Source organism: Halobaculum sp. XH14 (assembly GCF_032116555.1).
In the GTDB taxonomy this organism is placed as follows: domain Archaea; phylum Halobacteriota; class Halobacteria; order Halobacteriales; family Haloferacaceae; genus Halorarum; species Halorarum halobium.
Window position 1 is genome coordinate 3,143,508 of sequence record NZ_CP134949.1, and the last position, 12,836, is coordinate 3,156,343.

10 protein-coding genes are annotated in these 12,836 nt (G+C 71.1%); 3 read left to right on the forward strand and 7 right to left on the reverse strand.

What is annotated here, in order from left to right; genetic code table 11:
• Position 1: 1 nt before the first annotated feature.
• From lysW to RJT50_RS15955, 5 genes are all read right to left on the reverse strand, one after another.
• The gene (gene lysW / locus RJT50_RS15935; protein WP_313692615.1) at positions 2–172 is read right to left on the reverse strand and encodes a lysine biosynthesis protein LysW; all 171 of its coding nucleotides are present in this window, start codon (positions 170–172) and stop codon (positions 2–4) included.
• Between the two features lie 358 nt (positions 173–530).
• Complete coding sequence (argH, locus tag RJT50_RS15940; RefSeq protein WP_313692616.1) at positions 531–2,033, reverse strand: argininosuccinate lyase; 1,503 nt, start codon at positions 2,031–2,033, stop codon at positions 531–533.
• Positions 2,034–2,041: 8 nt separating this feature from the next.
• Positions 2,042–3,304: an argininosuccinate synthase gene (locus RJT50_RS15945; RefSeq protein WP_313692617.1), complete on the reverse strand. Its 1,263-nt coding sequence runs from the start codon at positions 3,302–3,304 to the stop codon at positions 2,042–2,044.
• A gap of 487 nt (positions 3,305–3,791) precedes the next feature.
• Positions 3,792–5,021, reverse strand: coding sequence for a homoserine O-acetyltransferase MetX (gene metX / locus RJT50_RS15950; protein ID WP_313692618.1), 1,230 nt, complete (start codon positions 5,019–5,021; stop codon positions 3,792–3,794).
• Positions 5,022–6,308 (reverse strand): O-acetylhomoserine aminocarboxypropyltransferase/cysteine synthase family protein, encoded by a 1,287-nt coding sequence (locus tag RJT50_RS15955; protein WP_313692620.1) that lies wholly within the window; start codon positions 6,306–6,308, stop codon positions 5,022–5,024. It lies immediately after the preceding gene.
• A gap of 110 nt (positions 6,309–6,418) precedes the next feature.
• Between RJT50_RS15955 and RJT50_RS15960 the strand changes: the two genes are divergently transcribed.
• The gene (locus RJT50_RS15960; RefSeq protein ID WP_313692622.1) at positions 6,419–7,354 is read left to right on the forward strand and encodes an ABC transporter ATP-binding protein; all 936 of its coding nucleotides are present in this window, start codon (positions 6,419–6,421) and stop codon (positions 7,352–7,354) included.
• Positions 7,351–8,187 carry an ABC transporter permease subunit gene (locus RJT50_RS15965; protein ID WP_313692624.1) on the forward strand — a complete coding sequence of 279 codons (837 nt, stop codon included), beginning with the start codon at positions 7,351–7,353 and terminating at the stop codon, positions 8,185–8,187. The genes RJT50_RS15960 and RJT50_RS15965 overlap by 4 nt, the downstream gene beginning before the upstream one ends.
• Before the next feature lie 374 nt (positions 8,188–8,561).
• Here the strand turns inward: RJT50_RS15965 and ligA are convergent, their stop codons facing one another.
• Entirely contained in the window at positions 8,562–10,712 is a 2,151-nt protein-coding gene (gene ligA, locus RJT50_RS15970; RefSeq protein ID WP_313692625.1) for an NAD-dependent DNA ligase LigA, read from the reverse strand.
• 151 nt (positions 10,713–10,863) lie between these two features.
• Between ligA and RJT50_RS15975 the strand changes: the two genes are divergently transcribed.
• Positions 10,864–12,039, forward strand: a complete 1,176-nt coding sequence (locus tag RJT50_RS15975) for a pyridoxal-phosphate-dependent aminotransferase family protein (protein WP_313692627.1) — start codon at positions 10,864–10,866, stop codon at positions 12,037–12,039.
• 21 nt (positions 12,040–12,060) lie between these two features.
• Here the strand turns inward: RJT50_RS15975 and serB are convergent, their stop codons facing one another.
• Entirely contained in the window at positions 12,061–12,720 is a 660-nt protein-coding gene (serB, locus tag RJT50_RS15980; RefSeq protein ID WP_313692629.1) for a phosphoserine phosphatase SerB, read from the reverse strand.
• Between the last annotated feature and the right edge of the window lie 116 nt (positions 12,721–12,836).

A 12,836-nucleotide genomic window follows, 5' to 3' on the forward strand; every position in this document is an offset into this window, starting at 1 on the left:
CTCACTCCCCCCAGTCCTCTTGGAGCTCCGGGGCTCGCTCGAGGACCGGCGGGGAGACGTCGACGACCTCCAGTTCCGCACCGCACGTGCCACAGTCGAGTATCTCTCCGATCTCCAGGTCGTCGTGCAGGGCCACGGTGGACCCGCACTCGGGGCAATCTGCTTCCGTCATGTGTACCCCGTCCTACCCGTCCGGACACCTTTAATCCGTCGATTCTATAATCGAAATTAAACGGGAGGGGCGTCGCTACCGGGGCCGAGAGAGGCTGTAACCGCCGTGTTCCGGTTTGACGTCGGAAATGTGTGATGTGGCCCCGAGGAGGGCCGGCGGCGGCACCTCCGGGGTCGGGACCGGAACCGGGAGCGACGCCGGACCGGGCGCGCCCGTCGGGACCGGTCCTCGCGCCCGTCGGGGTCGTCGCGGCGGTCGTGGCAGCCGGCCACGTCGCCCGGCCACCACGCCGGGTCGCGGTCGCGCGGCTCGTCGTGCCTGGAGCCGTCGTCGAAGCCGCCGGACCGCCGTGGTCGCTTCAGACATACTCGCTCACCGCCGTCTCCAGGTCGTCGGCCGCGGATTCGAGCGCCGCGTCGCGCTCGGCCAGCGCGGCCGCGTGGCCGTCGTGCGATTCCGCCAAGCGTGCAAGGGACTCGGCCAGCGCGTCCGGGGCGGGGGCGCCACGCGAATCGCGGGCGGCGACGCTCCCGACCGGGTCGAGCACGGCGTCGAGTTCCTCGCGGCTCACGTACGTCGCAAGGGGTTCACCCAGTACCTCCTCGGCGGCCGCGTCAAGATTTGCGGCGAGAGCGGCCCGAGAGCCCCCCGAGGCGGCAGCGTTCGCCGCCGAGGTGTCGGCCGGACTCTCGGTTTCGGCCGCGGCCGCCGCGACGAGTTCGTGGGCCGTGCGGAACGGCACGCCGGTCATCGCCAGCGCGTCCGCGACGCCCGTCGCCGTCGAGAACCCGGCGCCGGCGTCGGCCTCGCAGGCCTCGGCGTCCCACTCGGCGGTGGCGACCGCGCCGGCCGCGACCTCGGTCGCCTCGGTCACGGAATCGACCGCGTCCCAGGCGTGGGGGGTCGCGCGCTGCAGGTCGCGGTTGTACGCGCGGGGGAGCCCCTTCAGCGTCGTCAACAGCGCCGTCAGCGACCCGGTCGCGTCGCCCGCGACCGCGCGGACGAGTTCCAGCGTGTCGGGGTTCTTCTTCTGGGGCATGATCGAGGAGGTCGAGGAGTAGTCGTCCGAGAGGACGAGGTAGCCGTCCGCGGCGTGCTCGATCAGGTCCGTCGACAGCCCCGAGAGCGTCGTCGCCAGCGTCGCCAGCGCCGCGCACGACTCCGCGAGGAAGTCGCGGGCAGAGGAGGCGTCCGTCGAGTTCTCCACGACGCCGTCGAATCCGAGCAGGTCCGCCGTCCGCTCGCGGTCGATATCGAACGGCGTACCCGCGAACGCCGCCCCGCCGAGCGGCGAGCCGTTCGTCCGGTCGTAGGCGTCGAGCAGGCGCGCGGTGTCGCGCTCCAGCGCGCCGGCGTAGGAGGCGAGGAAGTGGCCCGCGGTCGTCGGCTGAGCGTACTGCCGGTGCGTGAACCCCGGCATCACGGTCTCGGCCTCGGCGGTCGCGGCCTCGAGCAGCGCCTCGCGGAGCGCGAGCGTCGCCTCGACGGCCGAGAGGAGGTCCGCGCGGAAGCGGTACCGGATGCAGGCGGCGACCTCGTCGTTGCGCGAGCGGGCGGTGTGCATCTTTCCGCCGTTCGGGCCGACGCGGTCGACGACGGCCGACTCGATGGCCTCGTGGACGTCCTCCCCGTCGGGGAGCGTCGAGTGGCCCGCGGCTTCGACGTCGTCGAGCGCGGCGAGGACGTCGGCGGCCTCGTCGTCGCCGATGATTCCCTGCTCGGTGAGCATGACCACGTGCGCGCGGTCGACCGCGAGATCGGCGGCGAAGATGCGCTCGTCGGCCGCGAGGCTCGACATGAACGAGCGGGCCGGGCCGTCCGCGAAGCGATCGCGCCGAATCACGGTGTCTTCGCCCTCCATGGTCGGTTCTACTCCCCGGCGCCGCCGTCGGTGGTCAGCGTCGCCTTCTCCTCCTCGTCCGTGCTCGCGTCCTCGGTCTCCTCCGTCGCGTTCGCCAGCACCTCGTTCGCCAGCCGCTCCTGGAAGCCGTGGTACTTGGCGACGCCCGTCGCGTCGGCCTGTTCGATGCCGTCGACCGTCTCCGTGTTGAACGAGGCGGCCGACTCGGAGTAGACGCCGAACTCGGAGTCGCGGGCGACCGGGCGTGCCTGCCCGCCCTGGAGTTTGATCGTGACGGTGCCGGTGACCTTCGACTGGCTGGCGTCGAGATAGCCCTCCAGCGAGGCCATGAGCGGCGTGTCGACGAGGCCCTCGTAGCCCTGCTGGGCCCACTCCTCGTCGACGGTCGCCTTGAAGTCGCGCTCGGACTTGGTGAGGACGAGCTGTTCGAGCGCCTCGTGGGCGGTGAGGAGGACGGTCGCGGCCGGGTGCTCGTAGTTCTCGCGCACCTTCAGCCCGAGCATGCGATCCTCCATCATGTCCGTGCGCCCGACGCCGTGCGCGCCCGCGAGTTCGTTCAGCTCCTCGATGAGCGCCACGGCGTCGAGTTCCTCCCCGTTCAGCGCGACGGCGTGGCCGTCCTCGAAGGTGACCTCGACGAGCTCCTCGCCGCCTGCCTCGCCGGGGGCGGCAGTCCAGTCGTAGATGTCCTCGGGCGGGACGTAGGTGGGGTCCTCGAGGTCGTCGCCCTCGACCGAGCGGGACCAGAGGTTCGTGTCGATGGACCAGGCGCCCTCGTTGCCGCTCTCGACGGGCAGGTCCTTCTCGTCGGCGTACTCGATCTCCCACTCGCGCGTCAGCCCGAGTTCGCGGACGGGCGCGATGACCTCGAGATCGGACGCGCGCCAGACGGCCTCGAACCTGAGCTGGTCGTTCCCCTTGCCGGTGCAGCCGTGCGCGACGGCCGCGCAGTCGTGCTCTTTCGCCACGTCGAGAATCTTCTCGGCGATGACGGGGCGCGCGAGCGCCGTCCCGAGCGGGTAGCCCTGGTAGGTCGCGTTCGCGCGCACGGAGTCGAGACAGAGGTCGGCGAACTCCGCCTTCGCGTCGACGACGTGGTGTTCCAGGTCGAGCGCCTCGGCGGTTTCGGCGGCCTCGTCGAACTCCTCCTCGGGCTGGCCGACGTCCACGGTCACGCCGATGACTTCGTCGTGCCCGTACTCCTCCTCGAGGAGCGGGACACAGACCGTCGTATCGAGTCCGCCGCTGAATGCAAGTGCCACGCGTGTCATTACCGACACCTGTGGCCTTCAGGGTATTAAATTCGGTGTTTTGGTATTTGGAATAAAATGGCGGAGTGCGGGCTCGGGGAGCCTGGTCGGCTGGGAATGCGGCAGCAAGCGGCGTGGGGAGAGGGGTGATAAGTGGGCTCAAAGGCCCGGTCGTCGCGGCGCTCGCGACGGGACGCGGACGCGTCGCTCGGTGGAAGAGCGGACGTGAGCGACGACGTCGTCCGTCATTACGAACGAGTACTGGCTACAGCGGCTTAAATCGTGCCGGTCCGGCAAACGTTGTGTGTCTCACCACGTCGGGATTCCCCGCTCGCTCGTCGGGCGAGGGTTCAAACCGGAAGCCGGGACCAGCGCCCCCGTGACCTGAGCGTCGCCGCCGGGGGCGACGCGGTCGTGCGGCTCATCCTCCGGCGGACCCGCGGAGCCGCCCGTCAGCCAGCAAGCGAACCTGCCGAGCGACGCGTCGTGCCGGGCGTCGGCCGGAGAGTCAGCCCGGGAAGAGGCTCGCGTGGACGGGTGCCCGCCGTTCCTTCCCCGCGTCCCCGCCGTCGGTCGCGGTCCCCTCGTCGCGGACCGCGCGACCGTCGACGCCGTCCGCGAGGAAGTCGCGGAGCGGCGGCCCGACCGACTCGGGTTCGACGAGGAACGCGTCGTGGCCGTGGTCCGAGTCGACGACGTGGTGGGCGACGGGCGCCCCGCCGTCCTCGAACGCCGCCGCCAGCGACCGCGACTGCTCGACGGTGAAGTGCCAGTCGGCCGAAAAGGAGAGCAGCAGCGCCTCTCCCTCGAACGCGGCGAGCGCGTCGGCGTCCGAGCCGTACTCCGCCGAGAGGTCGTAGTCGTCCATCGCCCGCGTCAGGTAGAGGTAGCTGTTCGCGTCGAACCGGTCGGTGAACCCGGCGGCGTTGTAATCGAGGTACGACTCCACCTCGCGGTAGGGGAAGAACGCGCCCGCCGGGTCCTCGGGGAACGCGTCCCGGCGGGCGTCGCGGCCGGCCGCGCGCCGGCCGAACTTCCGCTCCATCGACCCCTTCGAGAGGTACATCACGTGACCGAGCTGTCGGGCCAGGGCGAGCCCGTCGTCGGGGTCCGGCCCGTCGCCGTAGTACTCGCCGCCGTTCCAGTTCGCGTCGGTGGTGATGGCACGGCGTGCGACGGCGTCGATGGCGAGACACTGGGCGTCGAGCCGCGCTGCCGCCGCGATGGGGACGACGCGCCGGACGTCGTCCGGGTATCGCGTCGCCCAGTCGAGGGCGTTCATCCCGCCGACGCTGCCGCCGACGACCGCGTGGAGCCGGCCCACGCCGAGTTCGTCGAGCAGCCGTCGCTGCGCGCGCGTCCAGTCGCCGACCGTCACCGGCGGGAAGTTCGTCCCCCACGGCTCGCCGTCGGGGCCCTCGCTCGACGGGCCGGAGGAGCCGTAGCAGGAGCCGGGAACGTTCACGCAGACGACGTAGTACTCGGTCGTGTCGATCGCCTTCCCCGGCCCGACGACGTCGTTCCACCAGGCCCGCGCCTGGCCGGCGGTGGGCGTCCCGTCGTCCCCCTCCTCGCGCCAGCCCGAGTCGGTGACGTGGTGGCTCCCGGTGAGCGCGTGACAGACGAGCACCGCGTTCGAGCCGTCGAACTCGCCGTACGTCTCGTAGGCGAGTTCGAGGTCGTCGATCGTCTCGCCGCAGGCGAACCGGAACTCGCCGACCCCGGTCGTCTCCGCCATTCAGGACACCTCCGCGATGGCGCGGTCGAGGTCGGCGACGACGTCCTCGGGGTCCTCGATGCCGACCGAGAGCCGGAGGAGGTCCGGGCTGACGCCCGCGGCCCGCTGTTCCTCCTCGGTGAGCTGTGCGTGGGTCGTGCTCGCAGGGTGGATGAGGAGGCTGCGCGCATCGCCGATGTTGGCGAGAAAGGAGATCAGGTCAACTTCCTCGCAGAGCCGTTTCCCCGCCTCGAACCCGCCGTCCAGCCCGAACACGACCATGCCGCCGAAGTCGTCGAGGTAGCGGGCGGCGTGGTCGTGGGTCGGGTGCTCCGCGAAACCCGGGTACGTGACCCACGCCACGTCCGGGTGGTCCCGGAGGTGTTCGGCGACGACGCGGGCGTTCTCGCAGTGGCGCTCCATCCGCAGCGGGAGCGTCGAGAGCCCCTGGAGCGTCTGCCACGCGTCGAATGGCGACTGGCAGTTGCCGAGCGCGCGGACCGCCCGGTGGCGGACGACCTGCGCGAACGCCCGCTCGCCGTACCGCTCGGCGAAGTCGACGCCGAAGGCGGGGTTCTCCCCCGAGAGCTCCTCGTAGTCGGCGTCCGGGTGGTCCCACGGGAACGTCCCGCCGTCGACGAGGACGCCCCCGACCGTCGTGCCCGCGCCGTGGATCCACTTCGTCGTCGAGTTCCAGACGACGTCCGCGCCGTGTTCGATCGGGGTACAGAGCGCGGGCGTGCCGAACGTGTTGTCGACGACGAGCGGGACGGCGTGCTCGTGGGCCACGTCGGCGATCGCCTCGAAGTCGGGCGTGACCAGCGACGGGTTCGCGACGGTCTCGACGTGGACGAACGCCGTGTCCTCGTCGACCGCCTCGGCGTAGGCGTCGACGTCGGTCGTCGGCACCGTCCGGAGATCGACGCCGCGCCGACTGGCCATGTGGATGAAGTAGGCGCTCGTGCCGCCGTACATGTCGCTGCTGGCGACGACGTTCTCGCCCGCCCGGGCGAGCACGCTCGTCGCGGCGTCGACGGCGGCCATCCCCGAGGCGGTGGCGACCGCGTCGACCCCGCCCTCGAGGCTCGCGAGTCGCTCCTCCAGTACCCGCGTCGTCGGGTTCGAGATGCGTGTGTACACGTCGCCCTCCCGCTCCAGGGCGTACAGGTCAGCGGCCGTGTCGGCGTCCGTGAAGGCGTACGAGGTCGTCTGGTAGATGGGCGGTGCCCGGGCGCCCGTCTCGGGATCCCCGTCCCACCCGGCGTGGAGCGCTCGGGTGCGGGGGCCGCGTCCGTCCTCGTCGGTCATGTGCTAAACGAATAATTCTCCGTGGGGATATGCACGTCAGTTACGGCAAGTGGTGCCGCGGACGGGGCGGTCCCAAAACCCTTTATTGTGGACCGGGGGAAGCGGAGCCTATGCCAGCCATCGAGCTGCGGGGGGTCACGAAGCGGTACGGCGACGTGGTCGCCGTCCGCGATCTCGATCTCACGGTCGAGGAGGGGACCGTCTACGGCTTTCTGGGCCCGAACGGCGCGGGGAAATCGACGACCATCAACATGGTGCTCGACTTCGTCCGCCCGACGGAGGGGAGCGTCGAGGTGCTCTCCCGGGACGCCCAGGCCGAGTCGGTCGCCGTCCGCCGCCGGACCGGCGTCCTCCCCGAGGGGTACGACGTGTACGACCGGCTCACCGGCCGGAAGCACGTCGAGTTCGCCATGCGCTCGAAGGGCGTCGAGGGGGACCCGGAGAGCCTGCTCGAACGGGTCGGCATCGCCGACGCGGCCGACCGGAAGGCCGGCGGCTACTCGAAGGGGATGTGCCAGCGCCTCGCGCTCGGCATGGCGCTCGTGGGCGAGCCGGAACTGCTCATCCTCGACGAGCCGTCCTCGGGGCTCGACCCCGCGGGGGCCAAGGAGATGCGCGACATCGTCCGAACGGAGGCCGACCGCGGCGCGACGGTGTTCTTCTCCAGCCACGTGCTCGGACAGGTCGAGGCGGTCTGTGACCGCGTCGGCATCCTGCGCGAGGGCGAACTCGTCGCCGAGGACAGCATCGACGGCCTCCGCGACGCCGTCGGCGGCGAGGAGCAGCTCGTCGTCACCGTCGACGCGGCGAGCGAGGACGACGTCGAGTCGCTCCGCGCGCTCGACGGCGTCTCCTCGGCCAGCACCGACGGCGGCACCGTCACGGTGTCGTGTTCCAGCGACGCGAAGACGGCCGTCATCTCCACGCTGGAGGGCGAGGGCGTCGCCGTGAAGGACTTCTCCACCGAGGAGGCGTCCCTGGAGGACCTGTTCCTCCACTACGCGGAGGGACGTGACGTCGCCGAAACCGGGGAGGTTTCCGCATGAGCCTGGGGGCCGTCGCGCGCAAGGACTTCGAGGACGCGGTGCGGTCGCGCTGGCTGCTCGCGCTCTCGGCGCTGTTCGTCGTGCTCGTCTCGCTGGCCGTGTATCTCATCCGCCCCGCGGCGGGCCAGACCGCCCCCTCGAACGCGGTGTTGAACTACATCCTCGTCAAGGACGGCCTGGTCACGACGCTCATCCCGCTCATCGCGCTCGTCGTCTCCTACTCGGCCGTGGTCGGCGAGCGCGACTCGGGCTCGCTGAAGCTACTGCTCTCGCTGCCGCATTCGCGGGCAGAGGTCGTGTTCGGCAAGGTGCTCGGCCGCTCGGGAGCCATCTCGGTGCCGGTGCTCGTCGGCTTCCTCCTTCCGGGGTTCCTGCTCGTCGTGGTCCCCGGCGTCCGGTTCCTCCCCGGCTACTACGTCGGCTACACGCTGCTCACGGCGCTGCTGGCGGCCGTGTTCGTCGCCATCGCCGTCGGGTTCTCGGCGGCGATGTCGTCCCAGCGGCTCGCGGTCGGGGGGGCGGTCGGCATCTACTTCCTGTTCGTCCCGCTGTGGGGCGTCATCCAGTTCCCGCTCCGGCTCTATCTGGGCGTCGGCGGCGGTCCGAGCTGGCTCCCGGTCTCCGGGACGGGCCTACTCAACTTCCTCCAGCTGCTCAACCCGACCGGCTCGTTCAAGATCGTGGTGAACGCGTTCATGGCCGGCTCGCTGTTCACGAGCGCGCAGGGCGTCCGTCCCGTCGACATGCAGATCGCCGCGGTCGTGATGCTCGTCGCCTGGCTGCTCGTGCCGCCGCTGCTGGGGCTGTGGCAGTTCGAACGGGCCGACCTCTGATCGGCTTCTCTCCGGCGACTTTTCGCTGGTCGCAGTTGAGCGTTCAGTCTCCGCGAACGGGTCGAGAGTCTCCGTGACTCCCGGCTCAGCCGCTGGTTCGGTCGTCGCTTCGACTGCCTCGAAAGCCCCCGCGATGCTCGACTCGGTGGGGCCGCCGTCGTTCGAAGATCGAAGGTTTTCGTGATGCTGTCGGATTCCGTCGGGATCCGACCGTCGACGGGAAACCGACGGGTTCCCGTACTGACGAACGGCGCTCGCGCCGTTCGAACCACGCTCCTCGGCTCACTCACGTCGCTCGTTCGCCCGCGGTGCTCGTCCCTCGCGCGCGTCTGCTCGCCCCTCCGGGGCTCGCCGTCACGCGCGCCGGAGCCGACTCACTCCTCGTCGTCCGGCGGCCAGACGAGTCCGTGCTCGCGCAGTAGCGCCGAGAACTCGCCCTCGTCGACGGTCGGGACGTCGTTCGCGTCCGCGTCCTCCCGCTTGCTCGCGCCGGGATTCTCCCCGACGACCAGATAGTCGGTGTTGCCCGAGACGCTCCCCGTCGCGTTCGCGCCGTGGCGCTGGACCAGGTCCTCGGCCGCGCTCCGGGGTGCCGAGAGCGCGCCGGTGAACACGAACGTCAGCCCGTCGAGTTCGTCCGCGTCGTCGGGCGTCTCCGCCTCCCGGGGCGAGACGAACTCGAGGAGTTCGTCGATGACGGCCGCGTTCTCCTCGCTGGCGAAGAAGTCCCGCACGGTCGCGGCGACGATCTCGCCGACGTCGTCCACGTCCGCGAGTTCGGATTCGCTCGCGGTCCTGACCGCGTCGACGGTGCCGAACTGGCGCGCGAGGTTGCGCGCGGTCGCGCCGCCGACCTCCGGGACGCCCAGCGCCGCGAGGAAGTCCGAAAGCGGCGGTTCCCGGGACGCCTCGATCTCGGCGACGAGGTTGTCCGCGCTGGTCTCGCCCCAGCCCTCCAGGGAGGCAAGTTCGTCGCGCCGGTCCGGCAGGCGGTAGAGGTCCGGCAGCGACTCGACCAGTCCTGCCTCCCGAAGCTGTTCGACCGACTCCTCGCCCAGCCCCTCGATGTCGAGGCCGCCGCGGCTGGCGTAGTGGACCACCGCGCGCTCGGCCTGCGCCTCGCAGGCCAGCCCGCCGGTGCAGAACGCGAGCGGACCGTCCCGCTCCACCGCGCTCCCGCAGACCGGGCAGGTCTCGGGGAACGCGTACGGCTCGTCGCTCCGGGACTCGACGACCTCCGCGACCTGCGGGATGACGTCGCCCGCTCGTTTGACCCGGACCCGGTCGCCGACGTTGACGCCCAGCCGGTCGATCTCGTCGGGGTTGTGCAGCGTCGCCCGCGAGACGGTGACGCCCCCGACGTCCACGGGGTCGAGCAGCGCGACGGGAGTGAGCCGGCCCGTCCGGCCGACCTGGACGACGACGTCGGTGATGGTCGTCACCTCCGCGCGTGCGGGGAACTTGTACGCGAACGCCCAGCGGTACGAACGCGCCGTGGTCCCGAGCTCCTCGCAGAGCGCGAGGTCGTTCACCTTGATGACGACCCCGTCGATCTCGTAGTTCAGGTCCTCGCGCTCCTCGAGCAGGCGGTTCCGGTACTCGACCGCGTCCTCGACGTCGCCGACCAGTTCGACCCGGTCGTTCGTCTTCAGCCCGAAGTCGTCCAGTATCGAGAGCCCCTCCCACTGGGTCGCCGGGGCGTCCCGGCCACCGTCCTCCCAGCCCAAAACGTCATAACAGAAGCAGTCCAGCGGCCGCCGTGCGACGGCGTCGACGTCGAGTTGCCGCAGCGTGCCCGCCGCCGCGTTCCGGGGGTTGGCGAACGGCTCCTCGCCGCGCTCGACCCGCTCGCGGTTGTGCTCCCGGAACGCGTCCCGGGGGATGTACACCTCGCCACGGACCGCGAGAAACTCGGGCGGGTCGCCGCCGAGGCGATCCGGAATCGAGCGGATCGTCCGCACCTGCTCGGTCACGTCGTCGCCCCGCTCGCCGTCGCCGCGCGTCGCTGCCTGCACGAAGCTGCCGTCCTCGTAGACGAGTTCGACCGAGAGGCCGTCGAACTTCGGCTCGCAGGTGTACTCGACGTCGCCGCCACCGCCGTCGTCCCGACCGCCGACTTCCCGCCGGACGCGCTCGTCGAAGTCCCGCACGTCAGCCGCCTCGCCGGACTGGTCGATCGAGAGCATCGGCACCACGTGCTCGACGGTCTCCAGTTCGTCCAGCGTCGTGCCGCCGACGCGCTGGGTCGGCGACTCGGCCGTGTCGAGGTCGAAGGCGTCCTCCAGTTCCGCGAGCCTTGCGAACAGCCGGTCGTACGTCCGGTCGGCGATCAGCGGGTCGTTCTCGGCGTAGTAGCGGTAGTCGTGCTCGCGGAGTGCCGCGCGGAGCAGGGCGGCCTCCGACTCGGCCGCCTCGCGGGGGAGCGAGTCGGCGGACGCGAACTCCGTGTCCGGGTCGAGCAGGAAGGGGTTGTCCGGGTCGGCGAATCGGAGCTCATCGGCGTCGAGCCCGGCGGCGTCGGTCATCGACCGGATCTGGGAGCGCCGCGCCGTAAAACCACGCGACTCCGAGCGAGGGGCGCTCGCCCCCGAGGCCGGCCGTCTCGAGGCGCGGCCCGCGGAGGCGAGGCTTGCACCCCCCGCGAGGCTTATCCCGCCCGCGCCGGAACCGGACGGTATGACCGACGACGACTTCCTGCTGCTCAACCCCGGGCCGGTGCCGGTCCGCGAGGAGGTGCTGGCGGCGATGAGCGAGCCGATGGTCTCGCACCGCTCGGCCGACTTCGAGGCCGTCTACGAGCGCGCCCAGGACGGGCTCGACTACGTGTTCGAGCACTCGGACCCGGACGGCGAGTCGACGTCCAGCGGCGGGACGAGCCTGATCCTCAACGGCACCGCGACGATGGGGATGGAGGCGGCCGTCGCCAACCTCGTCGGCGAGAGCGACGAGGTCGTCTCGCTCGTCAACGGGAAGTTCGGCCGGCGCTTCGCCCGCATCGCCGAGCGCCACACCGACGAGGTGTACCGCGTCGAGGCCGACTGGGGCGAGTCCGTCGACGTCGCCAACGTCGAGGCGGCGGTCTCCGAGCAGACGGCGCTGGTGACGATGGTCCACAACGAGACCTCGACCGGCCTGCTCAACCCCGCCGAGACGGTCGGCGAGATCGCGGCCGAGCACGACGCCCGGTTCGTCGTCGACGGCGTGACGAGCATCGGCGGCGACGAGTTCCGGATCGACGACTGGAACGTCGACGTCGCGCTCACCGACGCCCAGAAGGCCATCGAGACGCCGCCCGGCGTCTCCGCGATGTACCTGACCGACGGCGTCGAGGAACACGTCGACGGCGAGTCCGCGCCGTTCTACGAGGACCTCGACTGGCACCTCCGAAAGGCCGACCAGCACCAGACGCCGTTCACCTCCGCGGTCCCGCTGTTCCGCGCGCTCGCCGTGGCGGTCGAGGGCATCGAGAGCGAGACGATGCCGACCCGCATCGCGCGCCACCGCCGGCAGTCGGCGGCGTTCCGCGAGGGGTTCGTCGGGATGGGGCTCGACCTGTTCGCGAACCCGGAGGGACCCTCGGAGCTGTCGAACACGGTGACCGCGATCGCCCTGCCGGACTCGGTCCGGGGCGACGCGGCCGACTTCTTCGACGCAGTCGCCGAGCGGAACGTCTCCATCTCGGGCGGGCAGGCCCACCTGGGCGGGGAGATCTTCCGCGTCTCCAACATGGGCTCGCTCCCGGACGAGCAGATTCTCCGCGGCGTCCGGACGGTCGGCGAGGCGATGACCGACGCCGGCGTCGACGTGGACCTGGCGGTCGGGATCGCCGCGGCCGAGGAACGGCTCGAGTAGCGGGGCCCGTTCTCGACGCCCTTACCGTTCGGTTCCCGCGTCGGCGGCCAGTAACCCCTCCGCCTCCAGCACCTCGGCCAGTTCGGCCATCGACTCCACGAGGAGGTCGCAGGCCGGTTCCACGGCCGGCTTCGGCTCGTAGCCGACGGCCAGCCCGGCGACCTCCAGCATCGGCAGGTCGTTCGCGCCGTCGCCGACCGCCAGGGTTCGTGCGAGCGGGACCGACCGGTCCGCGGCCAGCCGCTCCAGCTGCTCGTCCTTCGTGCCCTCGATCAGCGGCCCCTCGACCTCGCCGGTGAGGCGGCCGCCCGAGACCGGCAGGCGGTTGGCGACGATCTCGTCGACCTCGACCCCTTCGCGCTCGAGCGCGCGCGCGACGCCGCGCTCGAAGCCGCCGGTGAGGATGGCGACGTAGTGGCCGCGCTCGCGGAGGCGCTCGATGACGTCGGCCGCGCCGGGTCGCAGGCGGACCTCGCCGAAGGCCGCCTCCGCGAGGTCGTCATCGAGGCCGTCGAGGAGGCCGGCGCGCTTCCGGAGGCTCTCGGCGTAGCTGATCTCGTCGTTCATCGCCCGCTCGGTGATCTCGGCCATGTCGGCAGCCACTCCCTCCTCGTCGCCCAGCAGGACCGTCATCTCCGAGTCCGAGAGCGTCCCGTCGAAGTCGAACGCGACGACGTGCATGGGAGGTGGTTGGGGCTGTGTGGCTTGAACTTCGTGGTCTTGGCCATTCTTCCTGGTCGTCTCGTGCGCTGGCGTGGTTCGTGTGACCGGTAGTCGTCGCATCGTCTCGGACATCG

Coding starts and splice junctions, on each gene's coding strand:
- RJT50_RS15945 (WP_313692617.1), bottom strand. CDS start 3,304: ATGACACGCGTGGCACTTGCATTCAGCGGCGGACTCGATACGACGGTC.
- metX (WP_313692618.1), bottom strand. CDS start 5,021: ATGGCGGAGACGACCGGGGTCGGCGAGTTCCGGTTCGCCTGCGGCGAG.
- RJT50_RS15965 (WP_313692624.1), top strand. CDS start 7,351: ATGAGCCTGGGGGCCGTCGCGCGCAAGGACTTCGAGGACGCGGTGCGG.
- RJT50_RS15960 (WP_313692622.1), top strand. CDS start 6,419: ATGCCAGCCATCGAGCTGCGGGGGGTCACGAAGCGGTACGGCGACGTG.
- RJT50_RS15975 (WP_313692627.1), top strand. CDS start 10,864: ATGACCGACGACGACTTCCTGCTGCTCAACCCCGGGCCGGTGCCGGTC.
- RJT50_RS15955 (WP_313692620.1), bottom strand. CDS start 6,308: ATGACCGACGAGGACGGACGCGGCCCCCGCACCCGAGCGCTCCACGCC.
- lysW (WP_313692615.1), bottom strand. CDS start 172: ATGACGGAAGCAGATTGCCCCGAGTGCGGGTCCACCGTGGCCCTGCAC.
- argH (WP_313692616.1), bottom strand. CDS start 2,033: ATGGAGGGCGAAGACACCGTGATTCGGCGCGATCGCTTCGCGGACGGC.
- serB (WP_313692629.1), bottom strand. CDS start 12,720: ATGCACGTCGTCGCGTTCGACTTCGACGGGACGCTCTCGGACTCGGAG.
- ligA (WP_313692625.1), bottom strand. CDS start 10,712: ATGACCGACGCCGCCGGGCTCGACGCCGATGAGCTCCGATTCGCCGAC.